The sequence below is a fragment of the Micromonospora sp. NPDC004551 genome, assembly GCF_040609975.1.
Classification (GTDB): domain Bacteria; phylum Actinomycetota; class Actinomycetes; order Mycobacteriales; family Micromonosporaceae; genus Micromonospora.
Genome location: NZ_JBEXLM010000031.1, coordinates 1 through 16,598 on the forward strand (window position 1 = coordinate 1; position 16,598 = coordinate 16,598).

16 protein-coding genes and 1 pseudogene are annotated in these 16,598 nt (G+C 74.9%); 4 read left to right on the plus strand and 13 right to left on the minus strand.

Translation table 11 applies throughout. From position 1 onward, the window contains the following. From ABZW14_RS27885 to ABZW14_RS27900, 4 genes and pseudogenes are all read right to left on the minus strand, one after another. A pseudogene (locus ABZW14_RS27885) lies at positions 1 to 1,083 on the minus strand (hypothetical protein); the annotation flags it as partial. After that, the gene (locus ABZW14_RS27890; protein ID WP_355351933.1) at positions 1,083 to 2,573 is read right to left on the minus strand and encodes a replication-associated recombination protein A; all 1,491 of its coding nucleotides are present in this window, start codon (positions 2,571 to 2,573) and stop codon (positions 1,083 to 1,085) included. The pseudogene ABZW14_RS27885 and the gene ABZW14_RS27890, both read right to left, overlap by 1 nt. Positions 2,574 to 2,647: 74 nt before the next feature. Continuing rightward, on the minus strand, positions 2,648 to 2,860 hold the full coding sequence (locus ABZW14_RS27895) for a hypothetical protein (RefSeq protein WP_091263738.1): 213 nt from the start codon (positions 2,858 to 2,860) through the stop codon (positions 2,648 to 2,650). 108 nt (positions 2,861 to 2,968) lie between these two features. Continuing rightward, the gene (locus ABZW14_RS27900) at positions 2,969 to 3,523 is read right to left on the minus strand and encodes a GNAT family protein (RefSeq protein WP_355351937.1); all 555 of its coding nucleotides are present in this window, start codon (positions 3,521 to 3,523) and stop codon (positions 2,969 to 2,971) included. 26 nt (positions 3,524 to 3,549) lie between these two features. Here ABZW14_RS27900 and ABZW14_RS27905 point away from each other — a divergent pair, with 26 nt between their 5' ends. Continuing rightward, a complete protein-coding gene (locus ABZW14_RS27905; protein WP_355351940.1) occupies positions 3,550 to 4,290 on the plus strand; it encodes a GNAT family N-acetyltransferase in 741 nt (246 codons plus the stop codon). An 83-nt stretch (positions 4,291 to 4,373) separates the two neighbouring features. Here the strand turns inward: ABZW14_RS27905 and ABZW14_RS27910 are convergent, their stop codons facing one another. From ABZW14_RS27910 to aspS, 4 genes are all read right to left on the minus strand, one after another. Beyond that, entirely contained in the window at positions 4,374 to 5,744 is a 1,371-nt protein-coding gene (locus ABZW14_RS27910) for an MFS transporter (RefSeq protein ID WP_355351943.1), read from the minus strand. Then, positions 5,741 to 6,364, minus strand: coding sequence for a helix-turn-helix domain-containing protein (locus ABZW14_RS27915; RefSeq protein WP_355351946.1), 624 nt, complete (start codon positions 6,362 to 6,364; stop codon positions 5,741 to 5,743). Before ABZW14_RS27915 ends, ABZW14_RS27910 begins: the two co-directional genes overlap by 4 nt. Positions 6,365 to 6,425: 61 nt before the next feature. Continuing rightward, complete coding sequence (locus ABZW14_RS27920) at positions 6,426 to 7,235, minus strand: sugar nucleotide-binding protein (RefSeq protein ID WP_355351949.1); 810 nt, start codon at positions 7,233 to 7,235, stop codon at positions 6,426 to 6,428. A 62-nt stretch (positions 7,236 to 7,297) separates the two neighbouring features. After that, a complete protein-coding gene (aspS, locus tag ABZW14_RS27925; RefSeq protein ID WP_355351952.1) occupies positions 7,298 to 9,103 on the minus strand; it encodes an aspartate--tRNA ligase in 1,806 nt (601 codons plus the stop codon). A gap of 136 nt (positions 9,104 to 9,239) precedes the next feature. Here aspS and ABZW14_RS27930 point away from each other — a divergent pair, with 136 nt between their 5' ends. Next, a complete protein-coding gene (locus ABZW14_RS27930; protein ID WP_355351955.1) occupies positions 9,240 to 9,941 on the plus strand; it encodes a DUF998 domain-containing protein in 702 nt (233 codons plus the stop codon). 51 nt (positions 9,942 to 9,992) lie between these two features. Here ABZW14_RS27930 and ABZW14_RS27935 read toward each other — a convergent pair whose 3' ends face one another. Then, the gene (locus ABZW14_RS27935) at positions 9,993 to 11,045 is read right to left on the minus strand and encodes a S1 family peptidase (protein ID WP_355351958.1); all 1,053 of its coding nucleotides are present in this window, start codon (positions 11,043 to 11,045) and stop codon (positions 9,993 to 9,995) included. A 208-nt stretch (positions 11,046 to 11,253) separates the two neighbouring features. Next, positions 11,254 to 11,727 (minus strand): helix-turn-helix domain-containing protein, encoded by a 474-nt coding sequence (locus tag ABZW14_RS27940; protein WP_355351961.1) that lies wholly within the window; start codon positions 11,725 to 11,727, stop codon positions 11,254 to 11,256. 56 nt (positions 11,728 to 11,783) lie between these two features. Here ABZW14_RS27940 and ABZW14_RS27945 point away from each other — a divergent pair, with 56 nt between their 5' ends. Continuing rightward, on the plus strand, positions 11,784 to 12,293 hold the full coding sequence (locus tag ABZW14_RS27945; protein WP_355351964.1) for a PaaI family thioesterase: 510 nt from the start codon (positions 11,784 to 11,786) through the stop codon (positions 12,291 to 12,293). A gap of 13 nt (positions 12,294 to 12,306) precedes the next feature. On the opposite strand, the gene ABZW14_RS27950 is transcribed toward ABZW14_RS27945, so the two are convergent. The 3 genes from ABZW14_RS27950 to ABZW14_RS27960 are packed head-to-tail and all read right to left on the minus strand — an operon-like array spanning position 12,307 to position 15,406. Further along, on the minus strand, positions 12,307 to 13,242 hold the full coding sequence (locus ABZW14_RS27950) for an acyl-ACP desaturase (RefSeq protein WP_355351967.1): 936 nt from the start codon (positions 13,240 to 13,242) through the stop codon (positions 12,307 to 12,309). 51 nt (positions 13,243 to 13,293) lie between these two features. After that, positions 13,294 to 14,634, minus strand: coding sequence for a histidine--tRNA ligase (gene hisS / locus ABZW14_RS27955; RefSeq protein ID WP_355351969.1), 1,341 nt, complete (start codon positions 14,632 to 14,634; stop codon positions 13,294 to 13,296). Between the two features lie 52 nt (positions 14,635 to 14,686). Beyond that, positions 14,687 to 15,406, minus strand: a complete 720-nt coding sequence (locus ABZW14_RS27960; RefSeq protein WP_355351972.1) for an MBL fold metallo-hydrolase — start codon at positions 15,404 to 15,406, stop codon at positions 14,687 to 14,689. Between the two features lie 258 nt (positions 15,407 to 15,664). Here ABZW14_RS27960 and ABZW14_RS27965 point away from each other — a divergent pair, with 258 nt between their 5' ends. Beyond that, entirely contained in the window at positions 15,665 to 16,534 is an 870-nt protein-coding gene (locus tag ABZW14_RS27965; protein WP_355351975.1) for a peptidylprolyl isomerase, read from the plus strand. Positions 16,535 to 16,598: the final 64 nt, after the last annotated feature.

The window sequence follows — 16,598 nt, forward strand, 5'->3', positions numbered from 1 at the left end:
CCGGCCGGCGGCCGGGACGGGCCCGCCGCCGGGGTCGCCCCCCCCCGCGCCGGCCCGGCGGCCGGCGGCCGGCGGCGCCCCGTCGGCCGCCGCCCGACGGCCGGCGCCGGAGACCGGGCGGACGCCCGGGTCGATGCCGGGTGCACCACGACGGCCCGGTGCGGGCGCGCCACTCTCCGGGGCCGCCCGACGGCCGGCGCCGGAGACCGGGCGGGTGCCCGGGTCGGCGTCGTCGGGCAGGGCCCGCCGGCCGCCACCGGAGACGGGCCGCGCCGCCGGGTCCACGCCATCCGGCCGGGGGCCGCCGGCCGGACCGGCGGGCGCGTCGGCGCCGTGCCGGCCGCGGGGGGTGGGCGGAACCGCGTTCCGGGCACCGCCCGGGCCCGGCCAGGCGGGACCGGGGTTCGGCCCGCCGTAACCGCGTTCGGGGGCGGGACCGGCGCCCGGTACGGCGCGGCCGGGAACCGGGCCGGCGGGGGGCGCGACGCGCGGGCCGGACGGGCCACTCACCCGGCCGGGAGCCGACGGCTGCTGACCGGTCGGCGCATCCGGCTCACGGCGCGGCGGGCGGGACGCCTCACCGGGGCCGCGGGTGGGCTCGGCGGGGCGCCGGGGCGGTTCCGGTGCGCCGGGCCAGGGGCCGTCGACGGGGCGGCGTGGGGCCGCCGGATCCGGGCCGCCGGGGCGGGCCGGTGGCGTGGCGGGGCCCGCCGGGTGGGCATCGGGAGCACGGCGGGCGGGCGGGGCCTCCGGTCCGGGCCGGGGGGCCCCGGGCGGTGGCGTCATGCCCGGGCGGGCACCCCCGGATGGTTCGGGTGCGGGCGGACCGGGCCGCGGCCCGGGAGCCGCGGGCGGCTGTCCGCCCCGCGCGGGCGGCACCGCGCCGGGCGCCTCGCCGTCCGGGCCGAGGTCGCTGCGCTGCTGCTTGGCCGTCCGCAGGTCGTCGATCCAGCCGAACTCCTCGCCGCCGGTCGCCTCGGCCGGCTCGGCGTCGGCCCTGCCCCGCCCCCACCGGCGGCCCTTGGCACGCGGGTCCCGCCGCTCGTCGGGGCCGTCCGCCGGCCGCTCCGGACCACGCGCCATCACTGCTGACCCTCCCCGACGGCGTCGCTGCCGCCCTCGTTCGCGCCGTCGGCCCGCGCGGCGTCCGCCGGGCGGCCACCGCTCACCGCGGCCTCGACCCGCGCCGGCGGCGCGGGCAGCCCGCGCACGATCCGCCGCAGCAGCGGGAGCCGGGTGGCCACCGCCCGCTCCGCGCCGTGCCCGCTGGGCTGGTAGTAGTCGGTCCCGACGAGGTCGTCCGGGACGTACTGCTGCGTGACCACGCCACGGTGGTCGTCGTGGGGGTAGCGGTAGCCGGCGCCGTGCCCGAGGCCCCGGGCGCCGGCGTAGTGGGAGTCGCGCAGCCCGCGCGGCACCGCCCCGCCGCGGCCGGCGCGCACGTCGGCGATGGCCGCGCCGATGGCGGTGGTGGCCGAGTTGGACTTCGGGGCGGTGGCCAGGTGGATGACCGCCTGGGCCAGGTTGAGCTGGGCCTCGGGCAGGCCGACGTATTCCACGGCGTGCGCGGCGGCGGTGGCGACGGTCAGCGCGGTGGGATCGGCCATGCCGACGTCCTCGCTGGCGAAGATCACCATGCGCCGGGCGATGAACCGGGCGTCCTCGCCGGCGACCAGCATCCGGGCCAGCCAGTGCAGGGCGGCGTCGACGTCCGAACCGCGCATGCTCTTGATGAACGCGCTGGTCACGTCGTAGTGGGCGTCACCGTCGCGGTCGTAGCGGACGGCCGCCACGTCGACCGCCTGCTCGGCGACGGCGAGGTCGATCCGGTCGACGCCGCGCGCGGTCGCGGTGGCCGCGGCCGCCTCCAGCGCCGTGAGCGCCTTGCGGACGTCACCGCCGGCGAGGCGGACGAGGTGGTCCTCGGCGTCGGTCGCCAGCGTGAGCGCGCCGCCCAGCCCGCGCTCGTCGGCGACCGCCCGGCGCAGCAGCCCGCGGACGGCGTCGTCGTCCAACGGCTGGAGGGTCAGCAGCACGCAACGGGACAGCAGCGGCGAGATGACCGAGAAGTACGGGTTCTCGGTGGTCGCCGCGAGCAGCGTGACCGTGCGGTCCTCGACGGCGGCGAGGAGCGAGTCCTGCTGGGTCTTGCTGAACCGGTGCACCTCGTCGATGAAGAGCACGGTCGGGGGGCCGCCGGCGCGGCGCTGGCGGCGCGCGGTCTCGATGACCGCCCGGACGTCCTTCACCCCGGCCGTCAGCGCCGACATGGCGACGAAGCGGCGGTCGGTGGCCCGGGCCACCAGGTGCGCGATCGTGGTCTTGCCGCTGCCGGGCGGCCCCCACAGGATCACCGACATCGGGGCCGCGGACTCGACCAGTTGGCGCAGCGGGGCCCCGGGAGCGAGCAGGTGGTCCTGACCGACGAGCTCGTCGATGCTGGCCGGGCGCATCCGGACGGGCAGCGGCGAATCCGCCGCGGCGGCGGTGAACCCGTCGACGCCGCCGGAACCCGCGTGGGCGCTGGGCGCTCCGGCGGGTTCGCCGAGGGTGAAGAGGGCGTCGGATTCCATCACGAGAACAGTACCGGGCCGGGCCGACGACGCTGGAATCGCGCCGCCGGGCCGGCCCGGATGGTCGTTTCCGGTCAGCCGCGGCCCGGGCGCCGGCCCCGGTACCACCGGCCGCCGCCGGCGCCGCGCGGGCCGGAGCCGACGCCGGCCAGGTAGAGGGAGAGCAGCAGGAAGCCGATGAGCATGAGGGTGTGGGTGTTGAACAGGTCGGGCGCGCCGAGGTTCGTGTTGAGGAAGTCGATCAACAGGGCGAAGCCGAACACGATGGCCGCGAGAATGGCGAGCATGGTCGTTCCTCCGGTGGGGGGTCCCAGTAGGTCGGCGACGGATGTACCCGATCGGTCTGTTCGCCAATCTCCACCGTGGAACGCCCGTCCCGGGAACGGCGGGTCGCGTCAGCGGTCGGTGGCGAGGATCGCGTACCGCACGGAGTCCCACCAGGAGCCGCGGACCAGCAGGTGATCCCGGCTGATCCCCTCGTCGCGCAGGCCGGCCTTCTCCAGCACCCGCCGCGAGGCGGCGTGGTCCGGCCGGGTGGTCGCCTCCACCCGGTGCAGCCCCACCGGCCCGAACGCCAGGTCGAGCAGCAGGCGGGCGATCTCGGTGCCGAGGCCCCGGCCCCAGTGGTCGGGGTGCACCACGTAGCCGATCTCGCCGCGCCGGTGCGGCACGCTCTCCACGGTCAGGGTGCCCAGCCCGAGCAGGCGGTCACCGTCGACGGCGGCCAGCCGGTACTCGGGCCGCGGCTCATCCCCCGCCTGCTCCCGCCAGGTCGACACGGCGTCGCGGACCTCGGCCCGGGTGGGCGCCCGCTCGTCGAGCACGCGGTCCAGCACCCGCGGCTCGGTCAGCAGCGCGTGCAGTGCCGGCACGTCGTCGTCGGCCCATTCCCGCAGCACACAGCCCCGGCCGGGCAGGCGCACCGGTCGTACGGAGTGGATGGGGGTCACGACTTCTCCTCTCGTAGGCTGGTCGCATGATCACTGCCGACCAGGTCCTGCTGGGGCGGGAGACCCTGCTCGCCGCCACCGGTCACCACCCGTACGCCCGGCACGCCCTCTGGCGCGACCAGCAGGCGCAGGGCTGGCGTCGGGACGGCGCGGTCGGCTGGCTGCTCCCGCCGGAGCACGGGCCGGCCGGTGGCGCGCTCGGGGCGGCCGGGCCGGCGCTGGACGTCTTCGCGGGCCTGGTGGCGGACGGGACGCTGCGGGCCGGCCAGTGGCTGCACCTGCCCCGGACCGCCCCGGCGGAGGTGGCCGACCGGCTCACCGTGGCCCGGCTCGACGAGTGGGACTTCCTCTGGACCGCCTCCGCGCCGCCGGAGCAGCCGGCCGAGGAGCGGGTGGTCCGCCTCACCGCGGCCGACCACCCCGCGCTGGCCGCGCTGATCGACGAGGCCTTTCCCAGCACGACCTCCCGTCCGGGCGACCCGCGCGTCGTGGACTGGTACGGCATCCGCGACGGCGACCGCTTGGTGGCCTGCGGCGCCGACCGCAGCCGGGGCGACATCGGTTTCCTGGCCGGGCTGACGGTGGCGCCCGACCGCCGGGGCCGGGGGCTCGGCGCGGCGCTCACCGCCGGGATGACCCGCGCCCTGCTGGCCCGGTTCGACCAGGTGGCGCTCGGCGTGTACACCGCCAACACCGGGGCGATCCGGCTCTACCGGCGGCTCGGGTTCGCCGGCACCGAGCCCCGCACCTCGGTCCACCTGGGCTGATCCACCGACCACCGCCACCTCCTCGACTGCGGCTTCCGCACGCTGCCCGGCCCCGCCGGGGCGGCGGGGCCGGGCAGGGGCGGTCAGTCCGACCGGCCGGGCGCCGAGGCGGCGGCCGGGATCGGGTCCACCGGGCCGGCGGGGTCGAGCGCCGGGCCGGGGTGCCCCGGGCCGGCTGCCGAGTCACCGGGCCGCTGCTCGCCCGCGTCGGGCTCCGCCGCCCGGCGCCCGGCCCGCCAGGCGGGCAGGTAGAGCGGGGCGGCCACGGCGAGCACCACCCCGCCGACCAGCATGGCGATCGTGATGCTGGTGGCGTCGGCCAGGGCAGTGAGCACCACCCCGCCGAGCGCGCCGGCCGGCTGGCCCATCATCGAGTTCAGCGAGAGCACGCTGGTCCGGTAGGGGCCGTCGACCTGCCGGTGCAGCAGCCCCATGTGCAGCGGGTTCGACGCGCCGTGCACGGTGTAGCAGGCCAGGTAGGCGACGAGCACCCCGACCGGGCCGGCGAGCAGGCCCATCCCGACCACCGTGACGCCCTGGAGCACCCGCATGAGCGCGGCGGCGGGCGCGGCGCCGAGCCGGCGCAGCAGCAGCGGGGTCAGCGCGGCGCCGGCCGCGTTGGCCAGCCAGGCCGCCGAGCCGGCGGGGCCGAGCAGCGCCGCGGCCCGGTCGGAGTCCCCGACCACCTCGGCGAGGCGCACCGGCAGCAGCGACTCGAAGGTGATCATGCCGAAGCCCCAGAACAGCTCGACGGCGACGAGCGCGAGCAGCACCCGGTTGCTGCGGAGCAGGCCGACGGCCTGTCCGACCATCCGCGGCGCCTCGGCCACCGAGGCCCGCACCGCGGCGGCGCCCTGGGCGGGCCGGTGCTCGACCAGCAGCACGGTGAGCGCGACCAGTGCGACCGCCTGGAGGACGATGGCCACCAGCACGGGCAGGGCCAGCGCGCTGACCGGCCCGACCGGCCCGAGCGCGACCAGGCCGCCGCTGAGCAGCGCGCCCGCGCCGATGGCGATGCCGATGACCGTGCCGGCCCAGCCCAGGCCGCGCTCGTACTCGGCCTTCGGGTCGGCGGCCAGGGTGGCGTCGACGTACCAGGACTCCAGCGGGCCGCTGTCGAGCGCCCGGTAGACCCCCTGCAGGGCCCAGACCAGGAAGAACATCCAGAACGTGTCGGCGACCGCGAAGAGCACCAGCGAGGCCAGGCAGACCACCCACGCGACGACCAGCACGGGCTTGCGGCCGAGCGCGTCGGCGAATCCGCCGGTGGGCAGTTCGAGCGCCAGCACGACCAGGCCCTGCGCGGTGGCGACCAGGCCGATCTGGGACAGCGAGAGCCCGCGCTCCTGCATGAGCAGGATCATCACCGGGATGAGCAGACCGCTGGGCAGCCAGCGCAGCCCGTAGAGGGTGAGGTAGCGGAACCGGATCTGGCGTACGGACAGCACGCTCACGACTTCTCCTCGGTCGACGGCAGGGCGGACTGCGGAAGCGCCGCCCGCATCGGGAACGCCGCGAGGTAGAGCTGCACCGTCTCGGCGTCGGGGTCGGCGGGGTCGGTCTCGTCCCGGTGCCGCTCGAAGACGGCGAAGACCTCCTCCTTGATCGCTTCGAGGCGGGCGACCGGGATCCGCATGAAGAAGTCACCCATGCCGAACGCGTCGCGCCAGGCGGCTGGCCACTCGTGCCGCTGGGCGAACCACCGCTCGGCGTGCTGGGCGAAGAAGCGGACGTAGTCCGCCTCGATCCACTCGATGGCCGCTCGGGAGTCCGGATCGTCGTCGAAGTCGCTGGACTCCCAGTTGGTGACGTCGTGCGCGGCCCGCCAGTAGCGCTGCCGGCCGGTGCCGAGGCTCGGGTCCTCGACGACCAGGCCGACCTCGGCGAGCTGGCGCAGGTGGTAGCTGGTCGCGCCGGTGTTGGTGCCGAGCATCTCGGCAAGGGCGGTCGCGGTGGACGGACCCACCACGCGCAGCGCCCCGACCAGCCGCATGCGCAGGGGCTGGGCCAGGGCGCGCACCTGCCGGTGGTCGATGCGTACCGCACGTGGCCCGGGCCGCTTCTGCTCTTCCATGAGATGCACAATATCTGTGCACACTTTCCATGCACAAGACCGTTGCAAAGAAAGTGTGGAATCAGGCGTACAACTCGGTGACGCCGCGCAACCGCGTGCGCAGCAGCCCGGTCGCGCGCGCGGAGTCCAGCACCACCTCGGCAGGCCGGTGCAACCCGGCTTCCGCGATCGTGGTGGTCGTCAGCCCGTTCGCATCCACTCCGTCGTGCCGGGCCACCAGCAGGCCCAGCTCGGCCCGGCTCACCGCGTCCGGCCCGGCCACGTTCAGCGACCCGGCGTGGCCGCCCGGCACCAGTTCCAGCACGGCGGCGGCGAGGTCGGCGACATGGATCGGGCAGCGCAGCTCGTCGGTGAAGAGGACGGCCCGTCCGGCCAGGGCGTCCCGGCAGAGCTGGATCTGCTTGCTCCCCTCCCCCACGATCAGCGACGTCCGCACCAGCAGCGCCCCGGGATCCACCGCCCGCACCGCCGTCTCGGCGGCCGCCTTCGCCGCCCCGTACGGGTGCACCGGCGTGGGCACGTCGTCGTCGGCGTACGGCGTCGGACGGCCGGCGTGCAGCGCGTCGCTGGACAGGTGCACGAGCCGGGCGCCCACCTCGGCGGCGGCGACCGCGATGTGGGCCGCCCCGTCGGCGGTGACCGCCCAGTCGTCGTACCGGTAGGGGGTGGCCACGACGGCGTCGGGGCGTACCTCGGTCAGCAGCGCGCGGACCGCGGCCGGGTCGGTGACGTCGAGCCGGCGCCGCACGACACCCGGCACCGCGACGGCGCCCGAGTGGCACGTGCCGACCACCCGGTGCCCGGCGGCGACCGCCTGCCGGCACACCTCCGCGCCCAGGAAGCCGCTGGCCCCCACCACGAGCAGGTTCATCCCGTCCTCCAGACGTCGAAAGGCCCGCGCCATCATGGCGCGGGCCTCTCGGCGGATCCGGATCAGGTCGGGTCGGCCACCGGGGCGGCCGGGCCGGCGGTCCCGGCGTGCGGGCCCGTCGGGGCCTTCGGCTTGGCGTCGATGCCGGCCTCGGCGCGCTGCTGCCCGGTGATCGGCGTCGGCGCGCCGGTCAGCGGGTCGAAGCCGCCACGGGTCTTCGGGAAGGCGATGACCTCGCGGATGGAGTCGGCGCCGGCCAGCAGCATGCAGACCCGGTCCCAGCCGAACGCGATGCCGCCGTGCGGCGGGGCGCCGTACTTGAACGCCTCCAGCAGGAAGCCGAACTTGTCCTGCGCCTCCTCGGCGGTGATGCCGAGCAGGTCGAACACCCGCTGCTGCACGTCGCCGCGGTGGATACGGATCGAGCCGCCGCCGATCTCGTTGCCGTTGCAGACGATGTCGTACGCGTAGGCCAGCGCCCGGTCCGGCGCCTCCTCGAACCGGTCCACCCACTCGGCGTTCGGCGAGGTGAACGGGTGGTGCACGGCGGTCCAGCCGCCCTCGTCGGTCTTCTCGAACATGGGCGCGTCGACCACCCAGCAGAACGCCCAGGCGCTCTCGTCGACCAGGTTCGCCCGCTTGGCGATCTCGATCCGGGCCGCGCCGAGCAGCTCCTGCGCCTCCCGGGTGTTCGTGCTCGCCGCGAAGAAGATCGCGTCGCCGGGCTTCGCGCCGACCGCGTCGGCAAGGCCGGCCAGGTGCGCCTCGGAGAGGTTCTTGGCCACCGGGCCGCGCGCCTCGCCGGTCTCCGCGTCGAGCACCACGTACGCGAGGCCCCGCGCGCCGCGCGCCTTGGCCCAGTCCTGCCAGCCGTCCAGCTCCTTACGGGTCTGCGACGCGCCGCCCGGCATGACCACCGCGCCCACGTAGCCGCCCACGTCGATGGCGCCCGCGAACACCCGGAACTCGGTGCCCCGCAGGTAGTCGGTCAGCTCGGTCAGCTCGACGCCGTACCGCAGGTCCGGCTTGTCCGACCCGTACCGCGACATGGCGTCGTGCCAGGTGATCCGCGGGATGGGCCGGGTGATCTCGTGGCCGGCCAGCTCCGACCAGAGCTTCGCCACGATCGCCTCGCCGAGGTCGATCACGTCGTCCTCGGTGACGAACGACATCTCGATGTCGAGCTGGGTGAACTCCGGCTGCCGGTCGGCGCGGAAGTCCTCGTCCCGGTAGCAGCGGGCGATCTGGTAGTAGCGCTCCATGCCGCCGACCATGAGCAGCTGCTTGAACAGCTGCGGCGACTGCGGCAGCGCGTACCAGCTGCCCGGCTGGAGACGCACCGGGACCAGGAAGTCGCGGGCACCCTCCGGGGTGGAGCGGGTCAGCGTCGGGGTCTCGATCTCCAGGAAGTCCCGCTCGTGCAGCACCGTGCGGGCGAGCTGGTTGGCCCGCGAGCGCAGCCGCATGGCCTTCGCCGGGCCGCCACGGCGCAGGTCGAGGTAGCGGTACTTGAGCCGGATGTCGTCGCCGGCCTCGATCTGGTCGTCGACCGGCAGCGGCAGCGGCGCGGCCTCGGAGAGCACCTCCAGCGCGGCCGCGGTCACCTCGACCTCACCGGTCGGCAGGTCCGGGTTCTCGTTGCCCTCGGGACGGCGGGTCACCTCGCCGGTCACCTTGACGCAGAACTCGTTGCGCAGCGCGTGCGCGTCCTCCTCGCGGAACACCACCTGCACGACGCCGGAGGCGTCGCGCAGGTCGACGAAGATGACACCGCCGTGGTCGCGCCGGCGGGCCACCCACCCGGCGAGCGTCACCGTCGAGCCGGCGTCCGCGGCGCGCAGGCTTCCGGCATTGTGGGTACGGATCACGGCTTGCGTCTCCTCATCTGGTCCACGTCTGCTCCCCGCATTCTGTCAGGGCGGGCGGGCCGGCTCCCGGGCACCCGCCGGGACGGGCCGCGGTGAACCCCGGGCCGGGGCCGGTCCGGGCGGTTACCGTGGCCGGGTGCGTGCCGTACCGAGCTGGGCCGTGGTCACGGCCGCGGCCGCGCCCGTCCTGCTGGTGGCGGGCTGGACGGTGGCCGGCGCCCGGCAGCCGCCCGGCTACGACCCGATCCGGGACACGATCAGCGAGCTGGCCGGCGAGGGCGCGACCGACTCGTGGCTCATGGCCGGCTGCCTCGTGCTGCTGGGCTGCTGCTACCTGGGCACGGCGCTGGTGCTGCACGCGGCCGGCCTGCCCAGCCGGTTCCTGCTGGCCCTCGGCGGGACGGCCACCATCGCGCTGATCGCCTTCCCCCGGCCCCAGGTCGGCGGTTCGCCCGCGCACGGGACCGTGGCCACGGTCGCGGTGCTCGCCCTGTCGCTCTGGCCGGCCGGATCCGCGCTACGGCTGCCCCGGGCCGTCCGGCGGGACGTGGCCGCCACGCCCGCCGGCACGCCACCGTGGGCGTTCCGCCGCCCGGTGGCGCTGGCCGCGACGGCGCTGCTGCTGCTCCTCTTCGGCTGGTTCGTCGTGGAGGTGACCGGCGGGTCGCGGACCGGGCTGGCCGAGCGGGTCGCCGCGCTCGCCGTCGCGCTCTGGCCGCTGGCCGCGATCCTCTCCGCACGCCGGGCGCACCGCCACTGGTCGGCGCGGCAACCGGGCCCGCCGGTGACGGACCGGGCCCGGCCGGACGCGCCGCCGGTGACTCCGGTCGGTGATTGAGAACGCGGAACGGGCCGCCGGTCGTCCGGCGGCCCGTTCGCGTGCGGTCGATCAGAAGACGCTGACGCCGTAGACGCTCAGCGGCTCGGTGACCGGCTGGAAGTAGGTGGTGCCGCCGGAGGAGCAGTTGCCGCTGCCGCCGGAGGTGAGGCCCAGCGCGGTGCTGCCGGCGAAGAGCGAGCCGCCGCTGTCGCCACCCTCGGCGCAGACGGTGGTCCGGATCAGGCCGGAGACGCTGCCCTCGGCGTAGTTCACGGTCGCGTTGGTGGCGGTCACGGAGCCGCTGCGCAGGCCGGTGGTGCTGCCGGAACGCCGCACCGACTGGCCGACGTACGCGTTGCCGGCGCCGGTGATGTCCTGGTAGCTGCCGTTGTAGAGGTAGACGTTGCCGGTCGCGTTGGCCGAGTTGCTGTGCCGGACGATGCCGTAGTCGTTGCCCGGGAAGCTGGTGCCGGCCCGGGTGCCCAGGACGGAGGTCTGGCTGGAGTTCGAGTACCAGGTCGAGCCGAGGTTGGTGCAGTGCCCGGCGGTGAGGAAGTAGTAGACGCCGGAGCTGCTGCGCACGTTGAAGCCGAGCGAGCAGCGGTAGCCGCCGGTGTAGATGGCCTGGCCGCCGGAGATGCGGGTGGTCAGGACGCCGGGCTCGGCCTCGATCCGGACCGTGCCGCCGGTACGCGCGGCGGCGGCCTTGACCCGCTCCAGCTTGGCGCCGGTGACGGTGCTGTCCACCGAGACGACGACCTGGTTGGTGGCGGCGTCGGTCCACCAGGCGGTGCCCGGGATCTTGGCGGACTTCTCCAGCTCCGCGGTGGCGGCGCGGAGCTTGTCGGCGCCCCGGGTCACGAGCTTCGGGGTGGCGCCGGCGGCGCGGACCTGGCGGGCGGCCGCGGCGTCGGTCACCGCGACGACCATCTTGCCGCTGCCGTCGGCGTACGTGCCGGCGGCGCGGTCACCGAGCTGCGTGGCGAGGGCGGCGGCGGCGTCGGGCGAGGCGGGCGAGGCGGGGGCCGCCTGGGCGGGCGCGCCGAGCAGCGAGCCGGTGACCAGGGTGCCGGCCACGGCGATGGCAGCGGCGCGGCGGAGCGTGGACCTCGTGGGTCGCATGTAACAACCTCCGGATGGGGGTGACGGGCGCTGTCATGGGACGCGCCCGGGGACAACCCGGCCGACCTGGGGAAACCGGCCGGGTGACCAAAGTATTCACACATTTAAGATCGTAAGCAAGACATGGCTTTGCCCGAATTCGTACGACCGCGCGATGTAACGGCGAAGCAACAACATCGACATCGGGTGTCAGAGCCGGCCGGGGCGCTCAGTCCCGGCGGCGGGCGCCCGGGCCCGGGCGCGGCACCACGTCGCGCGGGTCGGTCACCTCGTGCCCCTCGGCGCAGCGCAGCGCCACCCGCACCTCTGCGCCGCAGTCACGGTGGGCCACGGCCAGCGGCGAGCCGTCCGGGTCGGCCAGGTAGCGGTCGCCCCAGCCGAGCACCGCCACGAGCACCGGCCAGAGGTCGAGCCCCTTGTCGGTGAGCCGGTACTCGTGCCGCAGCCGGCTGCCCGGCTCCCGGTACGGCTCCCGGCGCAGCACGCCCTGCTCGACCAGCATGGCCAGCCGGTTGGTGAGCACCTGCCGGGGAATGCCGGTGCGCACCCGCATGTCGTCGAAGCGGCGCACGCCGTTGAAGACCTCGCGCAGCACGACAAGGGTCCACCGCTCGCCGAGGATCTCCATGGCGCGGGCGATGGTGCAGTTCTCCACCGACCAGTCCAGTGCCGCGGGTCTCATGCCGACCAGGCTAGGTCTGATTGACAGACTCAGCAACGCGCTGCGAGGCTGAGTCCATGACACAGACGCAGGAGCGCAGCCGCACCTTCACCTGGTCCGACCCGGTCGCCGGGGCCGCGCACATCGGCCGGCGCGGCGGCCTGGAGCTGCTGCGCGCGATGATCGCCGGGGAGCTGGCCGCGCCGCCGGTCATGCACCTCATCGACATGACCCGGATGGAGGCCGACGAGGGCCGCGTCGCGGTCGAGCTGGTGCCGCAGGAGTTCCACTACAACCCGCTGGGCACCGTGCACGGCGGCGTCCTCTCCACGCTGCTGGACACCGCCGCCGCGTGCGCCGTGCACACCACCCTGCCGGCCGGCGTCGGCTACACCTCGCTGGATCTGAACGTGAAGTTCCTCCGCCCGGTCACCGTCGCCAGCGGCACCCTGCGCTGCGAGGGCACGGTGCTCCAGCGCGGCCGCCGCACCGCCCTGGCCGAGGCGCGGCTGACCGACGGGCGCGGCCGACTGATCGCCCACGCCACGTCGAGCTGCCTGCTCTTCCCCCTGGACCAGCCCGCCTGAGCGGCGGCCCGGTTCAGCGGGCCGCGGCGAGGCGGGCGGTGCGGGCCGCGCGCTTCTCCTCGAACCGGGACGCCTGGGTCTCCAGGGTGTCCAGGTGGGCGGCGATCTCGTCGCGGGCGGCCTCGCCGTCGGCGTCCAGCCCGGTCGCCTCGAACAGGTTCCACTGCCGCAGCACCGGGACCACCACCTCGTCCCGGTGCTGGCGCAGGTCGTAGATGCCGGCCAGGGCGATCGCCACCGACTTGCGGGCGAAGCCGTCGATGCCCACACCCGGCATCTGGAAGTCGGCGAGCACGTCCGCCACGGCCCGCATGGCCTGGCTCGGAGCCAGCTCGAAGGCGGCGCCCAGCAGGTTGCGGTAGAAGACCATGTGCAGGTTCTCGTCGGCCGCCACCCGGGCCAGCAGCGCCTCGCAGACGGGGTCGCCGGTCGCCCGGCCGGTGTTGCGGTGCGAGATCCGGGTGGCCAGCTCCTGGAACGAGACGTACGCCAGCGAGTGCAGCACCTCGTCGTCGTGGGTGTTCACGTAGCCCGCCGACATGTGCGTCATCCGGGCGCGCTCCAGCGCCACCGGGTCGACCGCCCGGGTCACCGTCAGGTAGTCGCGGATCGCCGTGCCGTGCCGGCCCTCCTCGGCGGTCCACCGGTGCACCCAGGTCCCCCACGCGCCGTCCCGCCCGAACAGCGTCGCGATCTCGTGGTGGTACGAGGGCAGGTTGTCCTCGGTGAGCAGGTTGACGATCAGCGCGGTGCGGGCCACCTCGGGCAGCGTCGAGTCCGCCTCCGTCCACGGCTCGCCGCCGAGCGGGCCGTCGAAGGTCCGCCCCTCGCTCCACGGCACGTACTCGTGCGGGAACCACTCCTTGGCCAGCGACAGGTGCCGGTCGAGGTTCTTCTCGACGACGGGTTCGAGTTCGAGGAGCAGGGCGGTCTGGCTGAGCACGGTCACGGCGATCTCCCTACGGTGGCGTAACTTACGCTACCGTAGGTCCAATCGTCGTCAGGCGCCAGCGGCGGCCGGCCCCACCAGCGGCTTCAGGTCGGCCCGGGGCGGCGTCCACTCCCCCGCCGCGGCGGCCACCTGCTCACCCGAGCGGATGTCCTTCACCTCGTCGCCCTCGGCGCCGGGGAACCAGACGTACGGGATGCCCCGCCGCTCGGCGTAGCGGATCTGCTTGCCGAACTTGGCCGCACTCGGCGACACCTCGGTGGGTACGCCCCGGGAGCGCAGCGCCTCGGCCACCCGGTTGCTGGCCGGCCGCTCCTCCTCGCTGGTAACCGCGACCAGCACGCAGGTCGGCACGTCCCGGGAGACCGACAGCTCGCCCGCGCCGAAGAGCAGGCCGAGCAGCCGGGTCACGCCGATCGAGATACCCACCCCGGGGAAGCGGACGTTGCCGGAGCTGGCCAGGTTGTCGTACCGGCCGCCGGAGCAGACCGAGCCGAACCGCTCGTAGCCGATCATCTGCGTCTCGTAGACCGTGCCGGTGTAGTAGTCCAGGCCCCGGGCGATCCGCAGGTCGGCCACGCACAGGCCGGGCGAGTGCGCGGCGGCGGTCTCCACCACCGCGGTCAGCTCGGCGATGCCCTCGTCGAGCAGCGGGTCGGTCACCCCGAGGGCGCGCACCGCGTCGGCGAAGGAGGCGTCCGGCGCGGAGATCTCGGCGAGGGCCAGGCACGCCTTGGCCTGCGCCTCGCTCGCCCCGGCGGTCTCGGCCAGCAGCTCCGCGACCTTCACCGGGCCGATCTTGTCGAGCTTGTCGACCGCGCGCAGCGCCGCCTCCGGGTCGGTCAGCCCGACGCCCCGGTAGAAGCCCTCGCAGATCTTGCGATTGTTGACCTGGATCCGCACCGGCGGGATCGGCAGCGAGCGCAGCGCGTCGCCGATCACCAGCGGCATCTCGGCCTCGTAGTGGGCCGGCAGGGTGTCCCGGTCGACGATGTCGATGTCGGCCTGGAGGAACTCCCGGTAGCGCCCCTCCTGCGGCCGCTCGCCCCGCCACACCTTCTGGATCTGGTAGCGGCGGAACGGGAACTGGAGCTTGCCGGCGTTCTCCAGCACGTACCGGGCGAACGGCACGGTCAGGTCGAAGTGCAGGCCGAGCGCGTCGTCACCGGCCGGACCGTCGGTCTCGGCCTGGAGCCGGCGCAGCACGTAGACCTCCTTGGAGGTCTCCCCCTTGCGCAGCAGCTGGTCGAGGGGCTCGACCGAGCGGGTCTCCAGCGGCGCGAAGCCGTACAGCTCGAAGGTGGCGCGGATCCGGTCGAGCACGAACTGCTCGATCATCCGCTGGGCGGGCGTCCACTCCGGGAAGCCGGAGATGGGCGTGGGCTTGCTCATGGCGTACTCCTTGCGTCCCGCGCGGACCACGCGGGGAGGTCAGTGGGTGCGGCTACAGGCCGCGGGTGGGCGCGGCCGGGCGCGCGCCGCCGGTGCCCGACACCTCGACGAGGTACGGGTTGGTCGCGCGCTCGCGGCCGATGGTGGTCTGCGGGCCGTGGCCGGGCAGGACGACGGTGTCGTCGGCCAGCGGGAGGACCTTCTCCCGGAGGCTGGCCAGCATGCGGGGCATGCTGCCGCCCGGCAGGTCGGTGCGGCCGATCGAGCCGGCGAAGAGCACGTCACCGGAGAGGCAGATCTGCTCGGCCTCCCAGGGCGAGCCGGCGCCGGGCAGCCGGAACAGCACCGACCCGCCGGTATGGCCGGGCGCGTGGTCGACGGTGATCTCCAACCCGGCCAGCGACAGCGTCGCGCCGTCGGTCAGCTCCGCCACGTCGTCGGGCTCGGCGTAGGGCAGCCGCCCGCCGAAGAGCTGGGTGAGGTCCATCGAGAGCGCCTTGGCCGGGTCGGCCAGCAGCTCCCGGTCCTCCGGGTGGACGTAGGCGGGGATGCCGCGCGCGCCGCAGACCGGGGCCACCGAGAAGGTGTGGTCGAGGTGGCCGTGGGTGAGCAGCACGGCGGCCGGGTGCAGGCGGTGCTCGGCGAGCACGGCGTCGAGCCGGTCGAGGACCCCGATGCCGGGGTCGACCACCACGCACTGCTCCCCCGGAGCGGTCGCCACCACGTAGCAGTTGGTGCCGAAGGCGTCCGCGGGAAAGCCGGCCACGAGCACGTCCGCTCCCCTTCCGTCCGGTCGTCGTCCCCTGTGAGCAGCCTAGCCGCACGGGCGACCGGGTTTCGCCGACCACCGCCCCAGTCGCCCCTCCAGGCACAGTGACAACGCCCGATAAACCCAGGCCCGACCTCGTACACCACTTTCACAGCCGGTACCCGTACACTCTGGCGGGCGTGTGGCGTGGCGCACCCCCGCGACAACGGGCGGGCAGCGCCCGGGGCCGGCGAGGACCAGGGTAGAGGAAGGGGAGCACGGGTGGCTTCCAGCAGGGACCGGCAGCGCAAACTGGCGCGGGCCAAGCTCGACCGGCAACTCGCCCGGCGGGCCGCGGCCGCCAAGCGTCGCCGGCAGATCCAGGCCGGCGTCGGCGCCGCCGTGGTGCTCGCGCTGATCGTGGTCGGTTCGGCCTGGGCGCTCGGCGCCTTCGACTCCGATCCGAAGAAGCCGGCCGCCGAGGAGACCTGCCTCTGGACGCCGCAGGACGCCACGGCCAACACGAACCTCAAGGACGTGGGCACCCCGGCCACCACCGGCCTGCCCACCTCCGGCACCCGGACCATGACGATCACCACCAACCAGGGCGGGGCGATCACCGCCGACCTGGACCTGGCCGCCGCCCCCTGCGGCGCGGCGAGCATCTCGTACCTGGCCGGCAAGTCGTTCTACGACAACACCAAGTGCCACGAGATCACCACCGAAGGGGCGCTGCGCTGCGGCGACCCGAGCGGCAGCGGCCTGGGCGGCCCGACCTACTCGTTCTACAACGAGAACGTCCCCACCACGCCGGAGGCCAGCCCGTCCGCCTCGCCGGCGCCGGCTCAGCCCCCGGCGTACCCGAAGGGCACGATCGCCATGATCGGCAACCCGCCGGGCAGCAACGGCAGCCAGTTCCTGATCTTCTTCAAGGACTTCAGCCCGGCCACGCCGGCGTACACCGTCGTCGGCAAGATCACCGGCGGCCTCGACGTGGTGGAGAAGATCGGCGCCCTGCCGACCGTGGACAATGGGAGTGGGGCCAAGGTCAAGCCGAAGACGGACGTGGTGATCCAGAGCCTCACCGTCGGCGAGCCGAACGCCGCACCGGCCGCCACGAGCGCGCCGGCGGCGAGCCCCAGCGCCGGCTGACCCGGCCCCGCCCCACCCTGAGCAGCGGCGAGCACCGCCGTACCCGAGAAGCATGTGAGGAGTG

Excerpts from the sequence above, each read along its gene's own strand:
- ABZW14_RS27890 (WP_355351933.1), bottom strand. The coding sequence starts at position 2,573 with ATGGAATCCGACGCCCTCTTCACCCTCGGCGAACCCGCCGGAGCGCCC.
- ABZW14_RS27895 (WP_091263738.1), bottom strand. The coding sequence starts at position 2,860 with ATGCTCGCCATTCTCGCGGCCATCGTGTTCGGCTTCGCCCTGTTGATC.
- ABZW14_RS27905 (WP_355351940.1), top strand. The coding sequence starts at position 3,550 with ATGATCACTGCCGACCAGGTCCTGCTGGGGCGGGAGACCCTGCTCGCC.
- ABZW14_RS27915 (WP_355351946.1), bottom strand. The coding sequence starts at position 6,364 with ATGGAAGAGCAGAAGCGGCCCGGGCCACGTGCGGTACGCATCGACCAC.
- ABZW14_RS27920 (WP_355351949.1), bottom strand. The coding sequence starts at position 7,235 with ATGAACCTGCTCGTGGTGGGGGCCAGCGGCTTCCTGGGCGCGGAGGTG.
- ABZW14_RS27935 (WP_355351958.1), bottom strand. The coding sequence starts at position 11,045 with ATGCGACCCACGAGGTCCACGCTCCGCCGCGCCGCTGCCATCGCCGTG.
- ABZW14_RS27940 (WP_355351961.1), bottom strand. The coding sequence starts at position 11,727 with ATGAGACCCGCGGCACTGGACTGGTCGGTGGAGAACTGCACCATCGCC.
- ABZW14_RS27945 (WP_355351964.1), top strand. The coding sequence starts at position 11,784 with ATGACACAGACGCAGGAGCGCAGCCGCACCTTCACCTGGTCCGACCCG.
- hisS (WP_355351969.1), bottom strand. The coding sequence starts at position 14,634 with ATGAGCAAGCCCACGCCCATCTCCGGCTTCCCGGAGTGGACGCCCGCC.